Below are 22,772 nucleotides of genomic sequence, written 5' to 3' on the forward strand. Positions count from 1 at the left end.
GCTGTTCTTCGCCTGCTACGGGCAGTTCGAGTCGGGGCTGGCGGCCTACGCGACCGAGGTCACCCGTATACCGCCGGCCGGCCTGGGCATCGCGCTCGCGGCCAATACGGCGGCGATCGTGGCGGCGCAGTTCGTGGTGCTCAAGCTGGTCGAGCGGCGGCGGCGCAGCCGGGTGATGGCGCTGGTCGGGGTGGTCTGGACGGTGGCGTGGATAGCCGCCGGGCTGTCCGGGCTGGTGCACGGCGCGCAGGTGGTGGCGACGACGCTGCTGATCTCGACGTATGCGCTGTTCGGTATCGGTGAGTCGATGCTGTCGCCGACGGTGGCTCCGCTGGTGGCCGATCTGGCGCCGGCTTCCCTGATCGGGCAGTACAACTCGGCGTTCGCGCTGGTCAAGCAGCTGGCGTTGGCGCTCGGTCCGGCCGTGGGCGCGCTGATGGTGGGGCACGGGATGTACGGGGCGTACATCGGGATGCTCGTGGTGTGTGCGCTGGGGATCACGGTGTTGTCGCTGTGGCTGGGGCGGATGCTGCGTCCGGCGCAGGACAATCCGCACCGGGCGGTGGCCTCTGTGCCCGCGGCGCGGGTGCCGGCCGAGGCGGAAGCCGTGGTCTGCGGCGCCTGAGCCCGGGCGTCCGTGCCGTAGGAGCGCCGCTGTTGTCTGCCGAAGGCCCCGGTCCGATCGGACCGGGGCCTTCGGCGTACGGCTATCCCCGTGGCAGCGCGAATTCGCACCAGACGGCCTTGCCGCCGCCCGGGGTGCGGCGGGAGCCCCAGGACGAGGCGATGGTGGCGACGATGGAGATGCCCCGGCCGGCCTCGTCGGCCGGTTCGGCGCGACGGCGGCGCGGGAGGTGGTCGTCGCCGTCGGTGACCTCGACGATCAGCCGGCGGTCCGTGCGGCGCAGGCGCAGGCGCATGGGCGGGGTGCCGTGCTGGAGGGAGTTGGCGACCAGTTCGCTGGCGGCCAGTACACCGAGGTCGTGCAGCTCGGGCGGGAAGCGCCAGGAGGCGAGGACCCCGGAGGCGAAGGCGCGGGCGCGCGGGGCCGCTTCGGTGCCGCCGAGGAGTTCGAGCGCGGCGTTGTGGAAGAGCTCGGCGTCGTGGCCGGTCCGTTCGGGGTGCTGCAGGACCAGGATGGCGACGTCGTCGTCGTGGCTGGCGGTGATTCCCAGGGAGCGCAGCAGGCGGTCGCAGACGATGTCCGGGTCGCCGGTGGCACCGGCGAAGGCGCGTTCCAGGGCTTCGACGCCGTGGTCGATGTCCTTGTCGCGGCGCTCGACCAGGCCGTCGGTGTAGAGGACGGCGCTGCTGCCGGGGCCCAGCGGGACGGATCCGGAGGTGTGCAGCCAGCCGCCGGTGCCCAGGGGCGGTCCGGTCGGTTCGGCGGCGCGGCGGACCGTGCCGTCCGGGTCGCGTACGAGGATGGGCAGATGGCCGGCGGAGGCGTAGACCAGCCGGCCCTCGTTCGGGTCGTGGACGGCGTAGACGCAGGTGGCGATCTGGCTGGCGTCGATCTCGGCGGCCAGGCCGTCCAGGAGCTGCAGGACCTCGTGGGGCGGGAGGTCGAGGCGGGCGTAGGCGCGGACGGCGGTGCGCAGCTGGCCCATGACCGCGGCGGCGCGCACCCCGCGGCCCATGACATCGCCGATGACCAGGGCCGTACGGCCGGCGCCGAGGGTGATGACGTCGTACCAGTCGCCGCCGACCGCGGCGTCGGTGCCGCCGGGCTGGTAGGTGGCGGCGACGCGGAGGTCGTCGGGCTGCTCCAGTTCCTGGGGCAGCAGGGAGCGCTGGAGGGTGACCGCGGCCTCGCGCTGGCGGGCCTCGCTGGCGCGCAGCCGCTCGGCGGACTCGATCTGGTCGGTGACCTCGGCGCCGAAGACCAGGACGCCCTTGTGCGGGGCGACGCAGGCGACCTCGGGGTCGGGTGCCGGGCCGCTGGCCGCGACCTCGATCGGGGTGCAGGTGAAGGTGTAGTAGCCGTCGCGGGTGCGGTCGCCGCCCGCGCCGCCGGGGACCTTGCGGGACTTGACCGTCCGCGGTTTGCCGCTGCGCAGCACCTGGTCCATCAGGGGGAGCAGGCCGAGTGTGCCGAGCTCGGGGAGGGCTTCGCGGGCGGTGTGGCCGGCCGGACGGGGGCCGAAGACGCCGGCGTAGGCGCCGTTGACGTAGGCGAGGCGGTGCTCGGGGCCGTAGACGACGGCGACGAGGGCGGGGATGGTGCCGAGGATGTCGTGGACGGACAGTGCGTCGACCGTGGGCGGCAGGGCCCCCTGGGTGGGTTCCCGGGTGGCCGTGGCTTCCGTGTGCTCGGCGCGGGCCGCGGGGACGGAGCCGGTGGTCGCGGCCGTCGGTGCGGCGGGCGTGCCGCCGTCCGTGGCGGGCACGGTGGACGGCGCCGGGGACGCCGTGGGCGGTGCGGCCGGCGTGCCGGACGCGGGGCGGGGCGCGGCGCGGTCGGACCGCGCGGCGGCACGCCGTTGAGTGCCGGGGAGTTTGGCGCTCCAGCGCGTGAAGATCACGGAGGGGTACCTCTTACTTCGCGTCGTCGCGCGGGATCGGGCCGTCGGCATGGCGGGACCTCCCGGCCGGCGGCCGGGGAAAGGTCGGCTGGGGACACTCTCGGCGCCCTTTTGCGGAATGCAGCAAACGTCCAGAATCCTCGTGATTGTCACTCTTTGCAGATACGAGCCCACCCATGGTCACACGTCCAGTGTGGCCGACCGGACGGACATCCGTCAGACGCCCGGGTGCCGGGAGGGAGTTCCGCGCTCCGGAACATCCCGCCGCCCCGGGGCTGCCGGCACATCACCTCTTCGGGGTACGGCGCGTCAACTGGCCTCGTTGTGGCGTCCGGTGCCCGCGGCGAGTTCGAACTCGGCGCGCGGGTTCTCCAGCGAGCCGAGCGAGACGATCTCGCGTTTGAACAGGCCGGCCAGCGTCCATTCGGCGAGCACCCGCGCCTTGCGGTTGAAGGTCGGCACCCGGCTGAGGTGGTAGGCGCGGTGCATGAACCACGCCGGGTAGCCCTTGAGCTTGCGCCCGTAGAGGTGCGCCACGCCCTTGTGCAGGCCGAGCGAGGCCACCGAGCCGACGTACTTGTGCGCGTAGTCGCGGACCGGGCCGCCGCGTACCGCCGCCGCGATGTTCTCGGCGAGCACCTTGGACTGGCGCACGGCGTGCTGCGCGTTGGGGGCGCACAGGGCGCGGGGCTCGTCGGGCTTGGCGGGCGGTGCGGCCGTCAGGTCGGGGACCGCGGCCGCGTCGCCGGCGGACCAGGCGTGCTCGACGCCGTCCACCTGGAGCGCGGGGGTGCACCTGAGGCGGCCGTGGGCGTTCAGCGGCAGCCCGGTCGCGGCCAGGATGGGGTGCGGTTTGACGCCCGCGGTCCACACCAGGGTCCGGGTCGGGAAGCGGGAGCCGTCGCTGAGCTGGGCGACCCGCTTCTCACAGGAGTCCAGCCGGGTCTCCATCCGGACGTCGATATTGCGGGCGCGCAGCTCGCGAACGGCGTAACGGCCCATGTCGGGGCCCACTTCGGGCAGGATCCGGTCGGTCGCCTCGACCAGGATCCACTTCATGTCCTCGGGCTGGATGTTGTGGTAGTAGCGGACGGCGTAGCGGGCCATGTCCTCCAGTTCGGCCAGCGCCTCCACGCCCGCGTAGCCGCCGCCGACGAAGACGAAGGTGAGGGCGGCGTCGCGGACCGCGGGGTCGCGGGTGGAGGAGGCGATGTCGAGCTGGGCGAGGACGTGGTTGCGCAGTCCGATGGCCTCTTCGACCGTCTTGAAGCCGATGCCGACATCGGCCAGCCCCGGGACGGGCAGGGCGCGCGAGACCGAGCCGGGCGCCAGGACCAGCTCGTCGTACTCCACCTCGATGGCGCCGTTGCCGGTCTCCTCCGCGGCCAGGGTGGTGATGGTGGCCCGGCGGTCGCCGTGGTCGAGGGCGGTGACCTCGCCGATGACGACCTTGCACCGCGGCAGCACCCGGCGCAGCGGTACGACGACATGGCGCGGGGAGATCGAACCGGCCGCGGCCTCGGGCAGGAAGGGCTGGTACGTCATATACGGCTCGGGGTCGACCACGATGATCTCGACGGTGCCCTGGTGCAGCTCCTGCTTCAGTTTCCGCTGCAGCCGCAGGGCGGTGTACATCCCCACATAGCCACCACCGACAACGAGAATGCGCGTCACGTCATTCGAGGACACAGTCTTCACAGAGGTTCTCCTCGCGGTGTCGGCCAGGCCCGGGCGGCACCGATCCGGCGGGCGGCCGGCGGCGCGGCCACCCTCGGGAGCTGCACCCCCGGGTCAAGCACAGCACTGTTCCATGACGCACTGCCGGAGCGGCTTTGTCCACAGGCCCGTCGAAATGTATGACCGGTCGCTGCCCTGGGGACGGAACGGCATATTCCGCGTGTGCGGGCAGAGGTTCCCTGGTCAGGGGGTGGGTGGCGGCGGAAGAACGGGGTCATGATCCGGGCGGATCGGCCCCCTTGGTCCGATCGGGGGGCGCATTGCGCGGAACGCCCCCTTCATTCTTGACGCGGGCTCAACTATGTTCGTATCTGTTGGGGTGGACCCTGTCATCGGTACGCCCTGACTGTCAGGGCGGGGAGTCTCCGGGGGGAGACGTCATTACCGGGGGATCACTATGCACATTCAGGGCTCTCATTGGCAGACCAACGTCGCTGTGGCGCATGCCGCCGACGACGCCGGGAGCGTGAAGGACAACAACGGCACCCACGGCACGGGCAACGGCGCCGGCGTGAGGAACGGTGCCCGTACGGGGACGGGGGGTCGGAGCACGCCGCTGCGGGTGGATGCCCAGCGCAATCTGGAACATGTGCTGCGTGCCGCGCGCGAGGTGTTCGGCGAGCTGGGGTACGGCGCGCCCATGGAGGACGTGGCACGGCGGGCCCGGGTCGGTGTCGGCACGGTCTACCGCCGTTTTCCGAGCAAGGACGTGCTGGTCCGCCGGATAGCCGAGGAGGAGACCTCCCGGCTGACGGACCAGGCGCGTACGGCGCTGGGCCAGGAGGACGACGCGTGGTCCGCGCTGTCCTGCTTCTTGCGGACCTCGGTCGCCTCGGGTGCCGGACGGCTGCTGCCGCCGGGCATTCTGCGGGTGAGCGCGGACGCCGACCGGGCCGCGGAGCCGGCGGCGGACAGCATGAGCGGCGCCGACGGCACGGACGGGCCACGGGTGCCGGACGGGCTGACGAACGGGCTGAGCGAAGCGCGGGTGCCGGAGGGCCTGAGCGAGGCGCGGGTGCCGCAGCAGCGGATGGCGCCCGGCACGGACGGGGTCCCGGTCGATCTCCGGCTGGTCGCCCCGCACGGCGCCGCGGAGGGCGAGCCGGCCACGGCGGGCGGGGCCACGTCGGCCACTGCCGGTGCCCATGCCGATGAGGGTGTCGATGCCGATGAGGGTGTCGATGCCGCTGCCGCCGCCGAGGAGATGGCGGGCGCCGGGGCGCTGCTGGAGGTCGTCGGGCGGCTCGTGGAGCGCGCCAGGACGGCGGGTGAGCTGCGCGCCGATGTGACGGTCGCCGACATTCTGTTAGTGATCGCCACGGGCGCGCCCACGCTGCCCGAACCCAGCCACCAACAGGCCGCCTCCACACGGCTGCTGGAGATTCTGCTGGAGGGGCTGCGTTCGCGCCCTGCTGAGTGAGGTCCGGCGGCCGGCGCCGTCCGGTGGGCCCGACCGCCGGGTCCACCCGGTGGGGCCGGCCGGCTGGACGGTGTCGGCCCGCGGTCGGTGTCCGCTCGCGGGCCGGTGCCGTATGCGATTGCGGAGCCCGTATGCGCCCTTGGGGGCGGGTACGGGCTCCGCGCGTGTGCGGGGCCCGGCCCGTAGGGGGCTGTACGGGAGCTGCCCGGGGGTTTCCAGGGGGTTTCCAGGGACGCGATGCCCCGTAAGGGTCCGCGGAGGGTACGGCCCGTATGCGCGGCATGGCTCGTACGGGTGAACGTCCGTGCGGTCGTCCGCGTGCGCACCCCGGATGAGTGGATGGCGGTCAGGACCGCCAACCGCGGGGGTCCGGTGTGGCACGCTGGCGCGGTATTCCGGTGTGACGGCAGCTTCGGGGGCCTCGAAGATGGACATTGGCGGGCGGCGCGACGGCGAGGCCGGGGTGGACGAGACCAAGGGCACGCCGTCCGGACAGATCCCAGGCCAGGCCAGGACGTCGGGGGCGGGCACCCCGGCCGGCGGGCCGGCGGAGCGGCACGACCGCGCCCTTCATCCGGCGGGCGAGGGGCCCAGTGTGCCGCCGCAGCGCGGGCGTTCCCACCGGGCGGGCCCGGAAGCCGCCCCCGAGGGGGGCGAAATCCCGCCGTCCGACGCCCAGTTGCTCGCCAATCTGCGGGCCGGGGACGACAGCGCGTACGAGGAGCTGTACCGCAGGCACGCCGAGGCGGTCCGGCGCTACGCCCGGAGCTGCTGCCGGGACGTGCACACCGCCGAGGATCTGACCGGTGAGGTCTTCGCGCGCACGCTGCAGGCGGTGCGCGGCGGCGCGGGGCCCGAATCCGCGGTGCGCGCCTATCTGCTGACCACCGTCCGCCGGGTCGCCGCCTCCTGGGCGAAGACGGCGCGGCGGGAACAACTGGTGGAGGACTTCGCGGTGTTCGCGGTGTCCTCGGCCGGGGTGCCGGGGGACAAGGAGACCCTGGACCCTGGCGCGGACGTGCGCGCTCTGCACGAGGCCGAGCAGTCGATGGCCGTACAGGCGTTCCGCAGCCTGCCCGAGCGCTACCAGACGGTGCTGTGGCACACCACGGTCGAGGAGGAGTCGCCCAGCGAGGTCGCCCCGCTGCTCGGGCTGACTGCGAACGCCACCGCCGTACTGGCGCACCGCGCCCGCGAGGGCCTTCGGCAGGCCTATCTGCAGGCGCATGTCAGCCAGTCGCTGACCGCGGGCGGCGACTGCGCGCGGTATGCCGACCGGCTCGGCGCCTTCGCCCGCGGTGGGCTGCGGATGCGGGCCGAGCGGGGGCTGCGCAAGCATCTGGAGGCGTGTGCCCGGTGCCGGCTGGCCGCGCTGGAGGTCGAGGACGTCAACCAGCGGATCGGGGCGCTGCTGCCGGTCGCGGTCATCGGCTGGTTCGCCGCGGGGTACGCCGTCAAGGCGGCGGCCGCGGCGGTGGGTGCCGCGGGAGCGGGCGCGGCGGCGGGAGCGGGCGCGGCAGCCGGTGCCGGTGCCGGTGCGGCGGCTGCGGGCGGTGGTGGTTCCGCGGCCACGGGGGGCGGTGGTACCGGTGCGGTGGGAAGCGCGGGTGGTTCCGGTGGTTCCGGTGGTGCGGCCGTGGGCAAGGGGCTGGGCGCGGCGGTGAAGGTCGGTCTCGGCGTGGGGGCGACGGTGGTGGCGGGCGCGGCGCTGGCGCTGGCGCTGACCGGCTTGCCGGGGCCGGCGCCGAAACCGCGGGCCGGATCCGCGCAGGCGGCCCCGGCCGCGCCGCAGCGGCCGTCGTCCGAGCCGTCGGGGTCGGCGCTGCCGCCGGCGTCCGGTGCCGCACCGGTCCCGAAGGACGGCGCGAAGCCGCGCCCGAAGGCGCCGCCGACGCATACGTCGCGCCCCGAGCCGGCGCCCGCCCCGCCGCGGACTCCGCAGCAGCCCACGCCCCGCCCGGCCCCGCCGTCGGCGCCGGCCCCCGGTCCCACGCCGCCGAAGGCCACGCCTCCGGAGCCCACACCACAGCCTCCGCTGCCCGCCCCGACCGCGTACCCGCTCCGTGCGCTCGACCACGACTTCACGGGCGACGGCAGCAAGCCGGAGATCCGCACCTTCGGCAGCAGCTGGCTGTGGCAGCGGGAGGCACCGACGATCGCCGGCACGACGTATGCGCAGGGTGCGAGCGTGCACGCGCGCTCCTCGGTGACCATCGACCTCAACCGCCGCTGCACCGCGTACGACGCCGTGGCGGGCATCGACGATCTCGGTCCGGTGCTGGGGGCGCTGCGCTTCTCCGTTTATGCGGACGGGGTACGGCTGTGGGGGTCGGCGGCGGTGCACGGCGGGCAGCGGGCGGTACCGGTGCATGTCCCGCTGACGGGCCGTAAGACGCTGCGGCTGGTGACCGAGCCGGCCTCGCACGACGCTGTGGTGGCGCTGGGGGATTGGGCGCAGGCGACGATCAGTTGTCGTTGAGGGACCACCGGCTCACCAGGAGCGTCGGGCCACCCGGCGCCCGCAACGCCCCCGGCCCCGGCAACGCCCCCGGCTCATGCCAGTCGCGCACGGGGAACGACCCCGCCCGCGACCGCCTTCTGGCGCGGCGCCCCCGCCCCCGTCCAACACGTCCCCCGCCGCGCCACCAACCGCCGCAGCCACAACTCCGTGGAGACCAGTTCGGCCAGCCCGTCCAAGGGCAGCGCCGCCCCCTCCGCCGCCGACCGCAGCGCCTTGCGGACCACCCGCGCCTCCACCAGCCCCGCATCGGCCAGCAGCGGCGTGTCGAAGAGCTGCACCAGGTCGCCTATGGCGCCGCGCAGCCCGGTGCGTACGGCGGCCGCCTGGGTCAGTTGTGAGGTCGCGCCCCAGCCGGGCGGCAGATCCCGTACGCCGGCCCCGGCCAGTACGGAGCGCAGTACGGCGGCCCGTGCCCCCGGCTGTACCCGCAGGGTGTCCGGCAGGGCGCGGCAGGCGAGCACCACCTGGTTGTCGAGGAAGGGGGCGTGCAGCCGCTGGTTGCGGATCTCGGCGGCTTGCTCGAAGACGCGGTGGTCCGCGGCCTGACGGGCCAGCGCGGCGCGGGCCCGCCGCTCCCCGGGGTGGCCGGCGGCGGGCGAACGGTGTGCCGCGTCGCTGAGACGAACCGATACTTCGGCCAGCGCCTCCCCCGTGAGCCAGCGCGCCGCGGGCCCGGGCCCGCACCAGGCGAGCGCGGCCAACGAGGCGTCCACGGCCCCGCCGGCCACCGGGTCGTCGGCGAACTGCCGCTCCAGGAGGCGCCGCGCCGTATCGGCGAGGCCGGACGGGTACGGCGTACGGGCGAGCCTGCGGGCGGCCCGGTAGACGGTGAAGGGGACGAGGACGGAGTGTGCGGAGGGGCCGTCGGCCTTGGCCAGCGCCGTGACCGGGCGCAGCAGATGGCGCCGGCGGCGGTCCATGAGCAGGTCGGCGAGGCGGGCCGGGTGCGCGTCGAGGACCTGACGGGCGCCGTGTCCGACGAAATGGTCCGCGCTGCCGGCCAGCAGGCGACGGCGGTGGCGGCTCGCGGTGGTGAGGGAGGGGCCCGGCTCGTCCGTGAGCGGGCCCGCGCCGAGGTCCGCATACGGAAGGGCCTCTTCGCCGGCCGCGACGACGACATGGTGCAGCCGCGGGTTGTCGGCGAGAGTGCGGGCGCGCTCCAACTCGGCCTCGTGGTGCGCCCCTTCGCCCGTGGTGGCGCGGTCGTTGAAGGTGACGGCCAGGAGGCGTTCACCGTGACCGCCCAGCCGTCCTGGACGGCCCGGGAGACCGGCGGCCAGGAGGGCGAGGGTTCCGGAAGCACTGCCTCCGGAGAGGTCGGCGCCGATGCCGGGGGCCGGTGCCCCACGCGCCGCGCGCCGCTCGGCGGGCCCCATGCCGGGCACCGGTCCGGGGTCGAGTCCGTCGGGCCCGTCCGGATCGGGGGCGTACCGGAGCCCGGCCAGCCGTACGCGGACGGCCTCGACCAGGGCGTCGCGGACCCCGTCCACGGCCTGTTCCGGGGCGAGTTGGGGAGCGGCGACGGCGAGCGAGGCGGTCGGCTCGAAGGAGGTGATGTCGCGGGCGCCGCCGCGCAGCACCAGGGCGTGGCCGGGCGGGGTCCGGCGGACGCCTTCGTACGGCGTGCCGGCGCCCAGCGCCTCGGGGATGTCCGGGCAGGCCAGCAGCGCGGCCAGGTGGCCGATGTCGAGGCCGGCCTCGACGAGGTCGGCGAGCGGGAGGGCGGCGGTGGCGTAGGCGGTGCCGCCGGCCCAGGGGGTGTGGAAGACGGGCCGGGCGCCGGCCAGGTCGCCGGTGACGGTGATCCGCCGCCCTACCTGGACGACGGCGGTGTAGCTGCCGGGCCAGGTGGTGAGGTGGCGCTGTGCGCCCCCGCGCGCCGCGAACAGGCCCACCCGCAGCTGGTCCTCGGTGGCTCCGCAGATGCCGAAGACCGCGAGCCGGGTCTCGGCGTCGGCCTGTACGACGCGGACCTCGTCCGGCCGCCAGTCGCCGACCGCCCAGAGGGGATCGGGGCCGCCCCACAGGAGTTGCGCGCCCACGGGGAGGACCGCGCGGCTCTCCTCGTCCGCCGTCGGCCCCGTGCCGGCCGGCCCCGTGGCGGCACTGCTCCACCCCACCAACCAGCGCATGGCCGCCTCCACCCGATTCCCCGTGCGCCGGGGCCAACGGCCGCCCCGTACAGCGGATTGCCCGGCTGTCGCCGAGCTGTTGTGGCGACCATGCTGCCATGACAGGGGCGCACAGGAGGCGCCGGAGCAGGCCTGTATACGGGCGGTTCGCGCCGCGTGCGCCGGTCGAGGGGCCGTCGGTGGGGTTCCGGGGGCGTCACGGGCTCGCGCGGACGGGCCCGCAGGAGCCTTGCGGGGACCCCGCAGGCGGGCCCCGGACGGCGGAGCGGACGGGCGCGGGGGCGGCGAGGCGGGGCGTGCGAGATGGCGCATGCGAGATGGGGCGCGCGAGCCGCGCGTACGAGCCGACCGTGCGAGCCGCCCCGCGGGTACGCCCCGCACCGGGCGCGAGCCCTCCGCCGCCTTGGCCCCCACGCCGGACGCGCGCACTCCAGCGCCTCGGCCCCGGGAGGCCCCCCGTGTGGCCCCCAGGGCGACCCCCGAGCGGACGGCGGCGTGAAATCATCACCCGTCGATTTTCGGCCAAAGTCCGTACCACACAGCCCAGTTGACGTATGCGGGCATGGCGTCAACCGGTGACACGGCCGGCCGCGACCGGCCGCCGACCGGTCTTCGCGACGGTCCGGGAGGCGGGCTGCGCCCCCCGGACCGGACCGCCACCCGCGGGGAATTGAGGTGACGGTATCCCCCAGCCCACTGGATCCAGTACAGCGGGCCGACCCACGCAGAAGACATGGAAGCGCTCCCGGAAACGGGCGGCCAGCGCGCACGAACGGGCGCACGGGCACACGTACCCGGAGCACATGCCAATTCCCGCACCCCTGTTTGAACACGAATCTCGCCATCCGGGACACCGGCACTTAACGGTCGGGATCCGGCGAACTACTCTGGGTGGACGCATGCCCCGGGGTACCGGGGCGGCCGTCGCTGTGTCGAGGGGTGCGCATGTCCAGGGATATACGCGGGCCGAACGAAAAGCTCGGCACTGTTCTCGCCCTCGCGGGTATCAGCAATGCCGGACTGGCACGCCGGGTCAACGACCTCGGTGCGCAGCGCGGACTGACGCTTCGCTATGACAAGACGTCGGTGGCGCGGTGGGTCTCCAAGGGCATGGTGCCGCAGGGCGCCGCGCCCCATCTGATCGCGTCCGCGATCGGCAGCAAGCTCGGCCGGCCGGTTCCGCTGCACGAGATCGGGCTGGCCGACGCGGACCCGGCGCCGGAGGTAGGCCTGGCATTTCCCCGCGATGTGGGCGCCGCGGTGCGCTCCGCGACCGAGCTGTACCGTCTCGATCTGGCCGGACGGCGGGCGGGCGGCGGCGGCATCTGGCAGAGCCTGGCCGGATCCTTCGCCGTCACCGCGTACGCCACCCCCGCCTCCCGTTGGCTGATATCCCCGGCCGACAGCTCGGTGGCGCGGGAGGCGGCCGAGGCGCGGGACAAGGACGCCGCGGCTGCCGGCGACGGCGGGATTCCGCAGCACGTCGGCCACAGCGACGTCAGCAAGCTGCGCGAGGCGGCGGAGGACGCGCGCCGCTGGGACTCCAAATACGGCGGTGGGGACTGGCGTTCCTCGATGGTCCCGGAATGCCTCCGGGTGGACGCGGCGCCATTACTTCTCGCCTCGTACAGCGACGAAGTGGGCCGGGCGCTCTTCGGGGCGACCTCCGAACTCACCCGGCTCGCGGGGTGGATGGCCTTCGACACGGGCCAGCAGGAGGCCGCGCAGCGGTACTACATCCAGGCGCTGCGGCTCGCCCGCGCGGCCGCCGACGTCCCTCTCGGCGGCTACGTCCTCGCCTCGATGTCGCTCCAGGCGACCTACCGGGGCTTCGCCGACGAGGGCGTCGACCTCGCCCAGGCCGCCCTGGAACGCAACCGCGGCCTGGCCACGGCCCGCACCATGAGCTTCTTCCGCCTGGTCGAGGCGCGGGCGCAGGCCAAGGCCGGTGAGGCGCGCGCCTGCGAGGTGGCGCTGAAGGCCTCCGAGGGCTGGCTGGAGCGCTCCCGCGGTGGCGACCCCGACCCCTCGTGGCTGGACTTCTACTCGTACGAACGCTTCGCCGCCGACGCCGCCGAGTGCTACCGCGATCTGCGGCTGCCCCGCCAGGTGCGCCGTTTCACCGAGCAGGCGCTGTCCCGTCCCACCGAGGAATTCGTCCGCTCGCACGGTCTGCGCCTGGTCGTCTCCGCTGTGGCCGAACTGGAGTCCGGCAATCTGGACGCGGCCTGCGCGGCGGGCACCCGAGCGGTCGAGGTGGCCGGACGGATCTCCTCCGCCCGCACCACCGAGTACGTCCGCGATCTGCTGCACCGCCTGGAGCCGTACGGCGATGAGCCCCGGGTGGTCGAGCTGCGGGAGCGGGCGAGACCACTGCTGGCGGCACCGGCTTAGGCGAGGGCGGTGGGGGGGCGGGCCGGGCGGAGGGCCGTATCGCGGGGTCGTACCGGCAGGCCGTACCGGGGGCTCGGCACGCCCGCTCCGCCCGAACCCCCGGCCCCTCCGGCCCTGCCCTGTCCGGACCCCGACCCGTCCGATCGGCATTGTCAGTGCCGGACGTCATGATGGGATACGTCGTCGGGCAATGATGCGGATGAGGCGCAGGTCCGCGGCGACGGGTGAGCCCGGTTCATGCGGTTGGGGAGGTGCAGTGGCGGCGTACGACTGCGATGTACTGGTGATCGGTGCCGGCATCGTCGGACTCTCTACGGCCTACGCGATCACGCGTGCCGCACCTGGCACACGCGTCGTGGTCCTGGAGAAGGAGCCGGGCCCGGCCCGTCACCAGACCGGGCGCAACAGCGGCGTGATCCACAGCGGCATCTACTACCCGCCCGGCTCCCTCAAGGCCCGCTTCGCCCTGCAGGGCTCGGCGGAGATGGTGAAGTTCTGTACCGAGAACGACATCCCGCACGAGGTCACCGGCAAGCTGATCGTCGCCACGGACCGCAGCGAGCTGCCGCGGCTGCACGGCCTGATCCAGCGCGGCCGCGAACACGGCCTGCCGGTGCGCGAACTGGGCCCCGCCCAGATAGCCGAGTACGAACCCGAGGTGGAAGGCCTGGCCGCCATCCATGTCGGCACGACCGGCGTCTGCGACTTCGCCGCGGTCGCCCGCAGGTTCGCCCGGCTCGCCGAGGACGCCGGCACCCGGATCGTCTACAGCACCGAGGTGACGACCATCGGCCGCCGCCCCGGCCGGGTGGCGGTCCGCGGCGCCGACGGCACGGTCCACCGTGCCCGTGCCCTGGTCAACTGCGCCGGCCTGCACTGCGACCGGATCGCCCGGCTGGCCGGCGATGCCCCGGGTATGCGGATCGTCCCGTTCCGCGGCGAGTACTTCACCCTCGCTCCGGAACGCGCCTCGCTCGTCCGCGGCCTGGTCTACCCGGTCCCCGACCCGGCCTTCCCGTTCCTCGGCGTCCATCTGACCCGCGGCATCGACGGCGCCGTCCACATCGGCCCGAACGCCGTCCCCGCCCTGGCCCGCGAGGGCTACGACTGGCGCACGGTCCGCCCCGCCGAGCTGGCGGGCACCCTCGCCTACCCCGGCTCCTGGCGGATAGCCCGCCGCCACTGGCGCTACGGCGCCGGCGAACTGCACCGCTCCCTGTCCCGATCCGCCTTCGCCGACGCGGTCCGCCGCCTGCTCCCGGCCGCCCGCGAGGAGGACCTGGTGCCGTCGCCGGCCGGCGTCCGCGCGCAGGCCGTCCTCCCCGACGGCACCCTCGTCGATGACTTCCTCTTCGCCGAATCCCCCGGCATGATCCACGTCCTCAACGCCCCGTCCCCGGCCGCCACGGCCTCGCTCCCCATCGGACGCGAGGTGGCACGCCGGGTGCTGGGGCTGCTGGGGCGGAGCCGCGCATGACAAGCACGCCGCCCGGACCTCCGCTCGCAAAGCACGCCGCCCGGGCCTCCGCTCGCGAACAATGCCGCCCGGGCCTCCGCTCGCGAACAATGCCGATCGGGCCTCCGCTCGCCAAGAACGCCGTTCGGGCCCGCCCTCGTAAAAACGCCTCTCGGCCCCTCCTCCCATGAGAGGCGGGGCCGAGAGGCGGCGGATCCGTGGCGGCGACGGCGTGGCTGCGTCCTGGAGACGTCAGGCGAACGGCACCTCGAAGGCCTGCACGCTCGGCCGGTTGTCGGTGAGCCGCTCGCTCTGGATGAAGAGCATGTTGTCCCGGTCCAAGCCCAGCGACATATCGCTGGGGGCCGGCAGGTTGTGCTCCTTTTCGTAGAGCGTGCCCTTCACCTTCTCCTTGCCGTCACGCAAGCCGACCGCGACCACCAGCTCCTTCACTGCGGAGGCGCCGCTGTCGGGTGAATCGGTCACCATCATCAGGCCTTGGTTGTTCACTCCGGCGATGGCCGCCGAGCCGCGCTTCTTCCACAGCAGCTTGCCCGTCTTCATGTCCATCGCCGCAAGCCCGTTGGTGGCGCCGTAACCGGTCACCAGGATCTGCTCGTCCTCGTCGACGTAGGTGTTGCGCGGCTCGAACTTCAGGTCCTTCAGCTCGCCCGAGAGCTGGAAGGTGTGGTCCGGCTTGGGCTTCTCCGTATAGGTCTGGATGTAGTGCACGGGATCGGCCGTGCTGCCGCTCTCCGTCAGCAGCGTCAGGGGCCGGTCCGAGAGGGTCTGCACGATCGCGTGGTCCTCACCCGTGACCGTCGAATGGATGCTGTCGTACTCCAGGTCCTGGAGCGACAGCTGCCTCTTCGGCTTGGCATCGGGGCAGTCGCTGGAGACCGCCAGGTACTGGGGGCTCAGCCCGACCGAGTTGGTGCACGCATGACCGCGTGCGGTCAGCTCCCAGACCTTCGCTCCACGGCCGACGGAGAAGCCGGCATAGGTCTGGCCGATCGTGACGGCGACGACCTTGCTGTTCACCACGACCCGCGGCTCGTGCTCCGCACCGTGACCGTCCTGAAGGTTCTTGGACCACAGCGTCCGGCCGGTGTCGGTGTCGACGACGGAGAGATAGGAGCAGTCGTCGCCACCCGCGTCGAAGACCACGGCGCCCACACCGTCGTCACTGGGCTCCGCGGACATCGCGCAGACCTCGCCCGCGCCCTTGGGCGTCTTGACGGTCCACTTCTTCTTGCCGGTCTTGCGGTTGTAGGCCCGTACACCCTCGCCGTCGCCGTAGATGATGTCGTCGTTGTTGAACCACATCGAGCGCAGCCCGTTGTCGTTCTGGCCCTCGCGCTCGGACACGGGCGACGCCGCCTCCCACTTCCGCGACAGGGCGTTCGCGGGCCGGGTGGCACCCGAGTCGGCGGAGTCCCCGGAGAAGAGGAAGTACCCGCCGACCCCGGCGGCCACCAGCAGGACCATCACGATCGTCAGGATGAGCGGCACGGGCACACCGCTGCGCCTGGGCCCACCCGGCCCGCCCTGGAACTGCGGCGGCATGGGTCCACCGGCGTACGGCACCTGTCCGGGCCCGTGCCCCGGCACCTGGCCTGGCATCGGCCCCTGATTCTGGGCGTACGGCGGGGGTGGCTGCTGGCCGCCCTGCGGTGCGGGGTACCCCTGCGGGGGCGGCCCCTGGGGCTGGCCCATGGGCGGCGGATACTGCGCGCCTCCCGGCCCGGGCTGAGCGGGCGGGGGGCCGTACGGGCCGGGAGGCACCTGCCCCGGAGCCGCCGACGGCTGTTCCGGAGGTCCGTACGCTCCCGCAGGCGGCGGGCCGGCCTGCCCCGGTGCCGGCGGGCCGGCGGGCGGCGCTCCCGGAGCTCCCTGGCCGGGCGGCTGCGGCCCCTGCGGATTCCCGGCGTACCCCTGGCCGCCCTGCGACACGATGAACCAACCCCCTGATTTGTTTTGCTCACGTCAGCGCCGCATCGTATGCATGCCGCTACACACCGCGCCAACCTCCCTTTTCATGAAGGTTCCGGCCCTCGCCTCAGCAGGCACCAAGCCCCTCGAAGGCTCCGGACGGGCTCCGAGCGGCACCCGGGCGAGCCCTGGGCTCCCCTCCCCCCGAACCCGCGCCCCGTAGAATCGACACACTGTGTCCGAGAACCTCACCACCCCCGCCGCCCCCGCCACTACTGCCGTGGGAGCAGCCGCTCCGGCAGCCGGCGCCCAGGCCTCCCCCACCCGGGAAGCCGCCCCGCAGCAGCCCGACGTGCAGCAATCCGGCGCCCGGGAGACCGGCGCGCAGAAGGCCGACGTGCAGAAGGCCGACGTGCAGAAGGCCGACGTGCAGAAGGCCGACGTGCAGGAAGCCGGCGTACAGCGAACCGGCCGGGAGAAGACCGGCCCGCAGAAGGCCGAGGCACCCGGCACCGCCGACGCGCACGAGGCCGACGCGCACCGGGCCAACACAGCACACGAGGCCAACGCAGCACATGAGGCCGACGGCCACGCACCCGACGCCCAGGAAGCCCGCGGCCTCGGCTCCACCGCCGTCTCCGCCGCCACCCCGCGCCGCGGTGCACCCATGTTCCCCGACGGAACCGGCCCCGCTGCCGACCCCGCGGGCTCACATCACGAGCGCCGGATCCGCTCCTTCCAGCCGCGCCGCAGCCGTGTCTCGCCCACCCAGGCGGATGCGCTGCGCCGCCTGTGGCCCACCTGGGGGCTGGACATCGACGGCCTCTCCCGTATCGATCTCGACGCCTTCTTCGACGGACTACCGGTCGTGCTGGAGATCGGCTTCGGCATGGGCGAGGCCACGGCACAGATGGCCGCCGCCGACCCGGACACCGGCATCCTCGGCTGCGACGTCCACACCCCGGGGCAGGGCAATCTGCTCGGTCTCGCGGAGCGGAACGGCCTGTCCAACATCCGGGTGGCCAACGGCGACGCCATCATCCTGCTGCGCGAGATGCTGGCCCCCGCCTCCCTCGCCGGCCTGCGCGTCTACTTCCCCGACCCCTGGCCGAAGAAGCGCCACCACAAGCGCCGCCTCGTCCAGCCGGAGTTCATCGCGCTGGCGGCCACCCGGCTCGCGCCCGGTGCCCTCGTGCACTGCGCGACCGACTGGGAGCCGTATGCCGAGCAGATGCTCGAAGTCCTCTCCGCCGAGCCGGCGCTCGAAAACCTCTACCCCGGCTATGCGCCGCGCCCGGACTTCCGCCCGCTCACCAAGTTCGAGGGCCAGGGCCTGGACAAGGGGCATGTCGTCCACGACCTCCTCTTCCGCCGCCGCGACGCGTAGGACGAACGCCGCTCGTTAGGGTCGACGGGTGTACCCGTCCCAGCCGCCCCCGCACCCGCCGACCGCGCCCGCCCCTCCCCCGTACACACCCCAGCCGCACGAGGACGCGGCCGCGCACCGCCGCCGGACGGCCCCCTGGAACAGCACCACCCTCCGCGCCGTCGCCCTGGTCTCGCTGCTCGCGCTCTCCGGCGTGATCATCATCGGCATGGTCCGCCAGGAGACCGGCACGGAAGGTTTCCTGGTCGGGCTCGGCCTGGCCGTCTTCCCCGTGCCGCTCCTCCTCGCGGCGTTCTGCTGGCTCGACCGCGTCGAGCCCGAGCCCTGGCGCAACCTCGCCTTCGCCTTCGCCTGGGGCGCCTGCGCCGCCGCCCTGGTGGCGCTGCTCGCCAATGGCTTCGCCACCGACTGGCTGGCCGCCAATATCGCCTCGGCCTCACCCTCCGAGGCCGAGGCCTGGGGCGCCACGGTCATCGCCCCGGTCGTCGAGGAGGTGGTCAAGGCCGCCGCGGTCCTCTTCCTCTACCGCTTCCGCCGCAACGACTTCGACGGCATCACGGACGGCATCGTCATCGCCGGGATCACCGCCACCGGTTTCGCCTTCACCGAGAACGTCCTCTACCTGGGCAACGCCTTCGGCGAGGACCAGTCGATGGGCCACACCGGTCTGGACTCCCTCACCGCCGGCGCCTTCTTCTTCCGCATCATCGTCTCCCCCTTCGCCCACCCGCTCTTCACGATCCTCACCGGCCTCGCGTTCGGCATCGCCGCCACCCGCTACCCCCGCCGCCGCGCCGCCCGCATCACGCTCGCCCTCCTCGGCCTGCTCACCGCCGTCCTCCTGCACGCCATCTGGAACGGCGCCTCCTCCCTCGGCGACCCCGGTTTCCTCATCGTCTACGGCCTCTTCATGGTCCCCGTCCTCCTCGCCCTCACCTGGCTGGCGATCTGGGCCCGCAACCAAGAACTCCTCTCCCTGCGCGACTACCTCGCCCCCTACATCACCGCCGGCTGGCTCACCCCCACCGAACCCGCCGCCCTCTCCTCCCTCAAAACCCGCGCCCTGGCCCGCGACATCGCCCGCACCACCCAGGGCCCCGCCGCCGCCCGCGCCGTCACCGAGTACGCCACCGTCGCCACCACCCTTTCGTTCCACCGACGGCGGGCTCATCTCTTGGGACCTGCACCCGACTTCTTCAGCCGGGAACAGCACTTGCTGCTGCATCTTCGGCACTACCAGCAGTGGGGGCGGGCGGCGTTGGTGGATGCGTGGGTGACCAGGGAGCAGTCATGCGGCTCCGGCGACTCGCCTTGCCGCAGCAGATGACGTCTGCTCTAGCCAGGCCCGACCACAACCGCTCCCCCAGGCCGATGCTCCGCTGTCCGCAACGACCCCTATCTCCCTCGACAGTGGTGTACGAACCATCTGTACTGGGCAACTAGCCCTGGTTTATGCATGGTCCACCCACACCTGAGATCGAGGGAAACACCAAGTTGTCCGAGCCCCAGCAGGAACGTGCTACTCGCTTCATGGAGGCGCTTGCCTCCCTGCCTCTCCATCGCCCGTCAGGTGAACCATCGAGGGATCAGCCCATCGCGCTCCTCTGGGCGATCAGCCGTGCGGCCGAAGGTGCAGACCGCCTCACCTCATGGAACAAGGCAAAGACAGACCTTCGGGCCATGCTTACCGAATACGACACCATAGATTCACACCCGACACCCGAGAGCACTTTTCTAGAGTTGCACCAATTCCCCTTCTGGGAGATTCTCGGCACGAATGACGAGGCACCAGACTCCAGGGATCCTGACGCAGTTACATGGCTTGCCGAGCAAACACCCGAGGCCGGGCTGGAGACCTCGCTGCACGAACAGCTCGCCTCAGATAAGGATCTGTGTCGGGATGCAGTAAAGCTGCTTCACGAACAATACTTCCAGGACCATCGCCTTGATCTGCTGCTTCTGGAAGCAGGGCTCCCGGCGAAGGAATTTGACGGATTCGGCGCCCCTCCCCACGTACGCGTCGGGGATACCTTCAAGAGGCGGCGGACACTGGCACGAGCAAGGGTCCACCGTCCCACCATGGCCGGAATCTGCGGAACGCGAGCGAGCGGCGCCGAGTCCATCGTCGTATCCGGAGGTTACGAAGACGATGAAGACTATGGCGACGAAATAATCTACACGGGGCAAGGGGGGCGAGACGAGAAAACGAAGAAGCAATGCAAAGATCAGGAACTGACCCTAGGAAATGCAGCGTTGGTCACCAGCTACTCCACTGGGGCACCTGTGCGCGTGATTCGCGGCTCGGGCGGTGACCGTCGACACTCGCCAGCTGCTGGACTCCGGTACGACGGCCTCTACCGAGTAGAGGAGTGCTGGTCCCAACGCGGCGAATCGAACTTCCTCGTATGGCGCTATCGACTCCGCGCCATCGGCTCCGTCGACAAACAGGCCGCCACGAACATCACGCGCTCCTTCCCGGCTGGCAATGCCACCCCCGGCCGCAAGGAAACCTCCACCCAGCGCATCATCCGAAGCACCAAGGTAGCCGACTACGTAAAGAAGATCCACGCATACGCTTGCCAAGTATGCGGACTGCGCATTGAAACCCCTACGGGCGCCTACGCTGAAGCTGCACACATTAAGCCACTCGGTCACCCGCACGACGGCCCCGATGAGATCGATAACGTTCTATGCCTGTGCCCAAACCACCACACGGCCTTCGACTTCGGAATGCTGATCATTAACGATGACCGTTCCGTTACGCAACGAGGCTCCGAACCTCGAACCTACCAACTACGCGAGATCCCCGGACATGTCATAAACGCCAAATACCTCGCGTATCACCGAGACCACCACGAAAACATAAACGTCCCGACCGAATAGCTTTCCATACCCCCTCCCTGGCATCCATTTGCGAGAGAGGGGGTACGCCCCCATCAGCGCCGCCCCGTCATCACCCCTAACCCGCGACGCCGCACTCACCCTCGAAGAACATTTGCGCATAGTCGAGAACCGTATCGGGATCACGCCCCTGCGCCTGTAGCCAACGAAGGACTTCAGCAATGAGACCGACAGCCGCCGCCTCCTGGGTAACGAAGTGCAGCGGCCGTCCTTGGGTTGCCCGACCCGGCATGCCCTGACTGGAGGACGGGGGTACTTCTGCTCCCGGAGATTGCGGGCCGTCCGCGCCTCGGACCTGAGCCGTGCACGATGCACTGATCTCACACCAGGTGGTTTTGCCGTGCGCGGCAGCCGTCACTCCCCAACGGTCCGCCATGGCCGCCACCAGGCCCAGCCCTCGCCCAGTTTCCGAGGTAGGCGCGACACCCAGGAGCCTTGGGAACCGACCACTCTCCGCATCCCGAACGGAAATGCGCAGATGCGCATCCCTCACCATGACCGACAGGACAGCGGCAGCCCCTTCACCTACATGGTTGATGACGTTGGTGGCCAGCTCGCTGACGCAGAGCTGCGCCGCATCAACCACTCCCGAAAGTCCCCACCGTTCGAGGTAGAGGCTCGTCAGACGGCGTAACTCGGCCACCCCTGCCGGCCTCGCGGTGAAGGGGTGGACCCACTCCGTACTCGACATGCGGTGGGTGGCATTCATCTGGCCCAGCTCCTTTGCTTGCCCACGACCCCGACGTCACGTCTGGCCATCAGGTGATGACTCTCAGTTCCTCTGGGTGCGATAGTGGCAGCGCGTATCCCTTCATGCAATGTGCACAGCGGGATTCGCTCTATCGAGTGATTGGCCCGTACCTGCTCTCGCAGCAAGAATGAACGCCCGCCAAAACAAGGAGAGTTGCCGTGGCCGGTTCGCCCACCGCTCGTCGTCGCCGACTTGCGATCGAGCTGAAGAAGCTCCGTGAGGACCACGGACTCACCTGCAACCAGGTGGGCGAGTCGCTGGACTGGAGCGGATCCAAGGTCAACCGCATGGAGACCGGCCAAGGGCGCGTCCAGCCGTCAGACATTGAGGCGCTGTGCCGCTTCTACAACACCACTGACGAGCTACGCGAACTCCTCAAGGACCTTGCCAAGCACTCCAAGATGCGGGGTTGGTGGCACGCGTACGGCAGCGCCGTACCCACCTGGTTCTCCGTATACGTCGGCCTTGAACAGGCAGCCTGCAGCTTGCGGACCTACGAGGCCGAGTTCGTGCCTGGGCTACTACAGACCGCGGATTACGCCAGGGAGCTCCACCACGCTACGGCCCAGCCAAGTCCAGACGACGTCGAGCAGATGATCGCCGTGCGCATGGAGCGACAGGCACTCCTCACCGCTCCTCAGGCACCAGATTTGTGGGCGATCCTGCACGAGAGCGTCTTGCGGCATGCGATCGGGAGCCGGGAGGTGATGCAGGCCCAGTTCGAACGCTTGCTGAAGATGGCGCAGTCGAAGAACGTCACGGTCCAGGTACTGCCGTTCAACTCGGGTAGCTACCCGGCAACAGGGGCGTACACGATGTTGGGGTTCCCTGAGCAAGAGGACCCGGACATCGTCTATCGCGATGGCCTGACAGATGCTGTCTATCTGGAGCAACCCAGCGACATCGCGCAGTATGCAAAGGCATTCGACAACTTGCGGGCACTGTCCTTGAGTCCGCAACAGTCCAGTGCCCTCATTACCGAAGCGATGCAAGGACTCACCTGATGACTCACACAGCGCCTCTCGTCTGGCACAAGAGCAGCTACAGCAACGGCTCTGGCGGCAACTGCATAGCGACGGCGACACCCGACGGATCCACCGTCCTGGTCCGAGACACGAAGGTTCCCGGCGGCCAGATACTCAACTTCACCTGCGGGGCATGGCAGGACTTCGTCGCCTGCGTGCAGCACCCGGACTGGAACGTCCGCGCCTAGCGCGGTGCATCACACAGAGCAACGTCCGAGTCCCATGGACTCTCCACGTAGGGTCGTCACAGTTGTCCCCTGATGTGGAGGTTTCCGTGATGGCCGGCGTACCGACGAGTGTGATCGCAGCAACCGGCCTGGTAGGCGGCTACGCCACCGCCCGCTGGACCAAGAAGCGGCCGCTTGGCGGGGTGGCGCTGGCTGTGGCCGGGGCGGTGGCGGCCAAGGGATGGCAGGAGAAGGCGGGGAACGCGACGGCGGCGGCGCTGAGTGGGGCGTACGTGGCGGCGTTTGCCGGGTCGCATCCGTTGGCCAAGAAGATCGGGGCCTGGCCTTCGGTGTTTGCGGTGGCGGGTGGGGTGGCGCTGGCGTCGTGGGTGGCGGTCGACCGCCGGAAGTAGAGCGGGAGCAG

Annotated in this window: 16 protein-coding genes (1 of these 16 running past the window's edge); 11 read left to right on the forward strand and 5 right to left on the reverse strand. The window is 71.7% G+C overall.

Annotated features, from left to right (window positions below):
- Window positions 1-625, forward strand: partial view of an MFS transporter gene (locus tag ABR737_RS21475; RefSeq protein ID WP_350256876.1) — the 3' portion only. Its footprint begins 674 nt before the window's first position; 625 of the gene's 1,299 nt are visible here — the last part of the coding sequence; its start codon lies beyond the left edge, outside the window; the stop codon is at window positions 623-625.
- Between the two features lie 82 nt (window positions 626-707).
- Here ABR737_RS21475 and ABR737_RS21480 read toward each other — a convergent pair whose 3' ends face one another.
- Together ABR737_RS21480 and ABR737_RS21485 are read right to left on the reverse strand one after the other, a co-directional pair.
- On the reverse strand, window positions 708-2,525 hold the full coding sequence (locus ABR737_RS21480; RefSeq protein WP_350251750.1) for an ATP-binding SpoIIE family protein phosphatase: 1,818 nt from the start codon (window positions 2,523-2,525) through the stop codon (window positions 708-710).
- A gap of 309 nt (window positions 2,526-2,834) precedes the next feature.
- Window positions 2,835-4,214, reverse strand: a complete 1,380-nt coding sequence (locus ABR737_RS21485; RefSeq protein ID WP_350256877.1) for an NAD(P)/FAD-dependent oxidoreductase — start codon at window positions 4,212-4,214, stop codon at window positions 2,835-2,837.
- A gap of 445 nt (window positions 4,215-4,659) precedes the next feature.
- Between ABR737_RS21485 and ABR737_RS21490 the strand changes: the two genes are divergently transcribed.
- Window positions 4,660-5,682 carry a TetR/AcrR family transcriptional regulator gene (locus ABR737_RS21490; RefSeq protein ID WP_350251751.1) on the forward strand — a complete coding sequence of 341 codons (1,023 nt, stop codon included), beginning with the start codon at window positions 4,660-4,662 and terminating at the stop codon, window positions 5,680-5,682.
- 427 nt (window positions 5,683-6,109) lie between these two features.
- Window positions 6,110-8,161 (forward strand): sigma-70 family RNA polymerase sigma factor, encoded by a 2,052-nt coding sequence (locus tag ABR737_RS21495; RefSeq protein WP_350256878.1) that lies wholly within the window; start codon window positions 6,110-6,112, stop codon window positions 8,159-8,161.
- Window positions 8,162-8,235: 74 nt separating this feature from the next.
- Here the strand turns inward: ABR737_RS21495 and ABR737_RS21500 are convergent, their stop codons facing one another.
- Window positions 8,236-10,335, reverse strand: coding sequence for an asparagine synthase-related protein (locus ABR737_RS21500; RefSeq protein ID WP_350251752.1), 2,100 nt, complete (start codon window positions 10,333-10,335; stop codon window positions 8,236-8,238).
- Window positions 10,336-11,280: 945 nt separating this feature from the next.
- Here ABR737_RS21500 and ABR737_RS21505 point away from each other — a divergent pair.
- On the forward strand, window positions 11,281-12,729 hold the full coding sequence (locus ABR737_RS21505) for an NsdA family TPR-like regulatory protein (protein ID WP_159481635.1): 1,449 nt from the start codon (window positions 11,281-11,283) through the stop codon (window positions 12,727-12,729).
- A 256-nt stretch (window positions 12,730-12,985) separates the two neighbouring features.
- A complete protein-coding gene (gene lhgD / locus ABR737_RS21510) occupies window positions 12,986-14,206 on the forward strand; it encodes an L-2-hydroxyglutarate dehydrogenase (RefSeq protein ID WP_350251753.1) in 1,221 nt (406 codons plus the stop codon).
- 231 nt (window positions 14,207-14,437) lie between these two features.
- On the opposite strand, the gene ABR737_RS21515 is transcribed toward lhgD, so the two are convergent.
- A complete protein-coding gene (locus tag ABR737_RS21515; RefSeq protein ID WP_350251754.1) occupies window positions 14,438-15,703 on the reverse strand; it encodes an outer membrane protein assembly factor BamB family protein in 1,266 nt (421 codons plus the stop codon).
- A gap of 856 nt (window positions 15,704-16,559) precedes the next feature.
- Between ABR737_RS21515 and trmB the strand changes: the two genes are divergently transcribed.
- The 3 genes from trmB to ABR737_RS21530 all read left to right on the forward strand — a co-directional run bounded on the left by trmB (window position 16,560) and on the right by ABR737_RS21530 (window position 20,387).
- A complete protein-coding gene (gene trmB, locus ABR737_RS21520) occupies window positions 16,560-17,504 on the forward strand; it encodes a tRNA (guanosine(46)-N7)-methyltransferase TrmB (RefSeq protein WP_502964492.1) in 945 nt (314 codons plus the stop codon).
- 28 nt (window positions 17,505-17,532) lie between these two features.
- Window positions 17,533-18,831, forward strand: coding sequence for a PrsW family intramembrane metalloprotease (locus tag ABR737_RS21525; protein ID WP_350251755.1), 1,299 nt, complete (start codon window positions 17,533-17,535; stop codon window positions 18,829-18,831).
- A gap of 167 nt (window positions 18,832-18,998) precedes the next feature.
- Window positions 18,999-20,387, forward strand: coding sequence for a YDG/SRA domain-containing protein (locus ABR737_RS21530; RefSeq protein ID WP_328385997.1), 1,389 nt, complete (start codon window positions 18,999-19,001; stop codon window positions 20,385-20,387).
- Between the two features lie 76 nt (window positions 20,388-20,463).
- On the opposite strand, the gene ABR737_RS21535 is transcribed toward ABR737_RS21530, so the two are convergent.
- On the reverse strand, window positions 20,464-21,114 hold the full coding sequence (locus ABR737_RS21535; RefSeq protein WP_328385996.1) for an ATP-binding protein: 651 nt from the start codon (window positions 21,112-21,114) through the stop codon (window positions 20,464-20,466).
- A gap of 200 nt (window positions 21,115-21,314) precedes the next feature.
- Here ABR737_RS21535 and ABR737_RS21540 point away from each other — a divergent pair, with 200 nt between their 5' ends.
- From ABR737_RS21540 to ABR737_RS21550, 3 genes are all read left to right on the forward strand, one after another.
- On the forward strand, window positions 21,315-22,160 hold the full coding sequence (locus ABR737_RS21540) for a helix-turn-helix domain-containing protein (protein ID WP_328385995.1): 846 nt from the start codon (window positions 21,315-21,317) through the stop codon (window positions 22,158-22,160).
- Window positions 22,160-22,369 carry a DUF397 domain-containing protein gene (locus ABR737_RS21545; RefSeq protein ID WP_328385994.1) on the forward strand — a complete coding sequence of 70 codons (210 nt, stop codon included), beginning with the start codon at window positions 22,160-22,162 and terminating at the stop codon, window positions 22,367-22,369. The genes ABR737_RS21540 and ABR737_RS21545 overlap by 1 nt, the downstream gene beginning before the upstream one ends.
- A gap of 89 nt (window positions 22,370-22,458) precedes the next feature.
- A complete protein-coding gene (locus ABR737_RS21550; protein ID WP_350256880.1) occupies window positions 22,459-22,761 on the forward strand; it encodes a hypothetical protein in 303 nt (100 codons plus the stop codon).
- Window positions 22,762-22,772 lie beyond the last annotated feature (11 nt).

Origin of the sequence: Streptomyces sp. Edi2, assembly GCF_040253635.1 — a bacterium.
GTDB lineage: Bacteria > Actinomycetota > Actinomycetes > Streptomycetales > Streptomycetaceae > Streptomyces.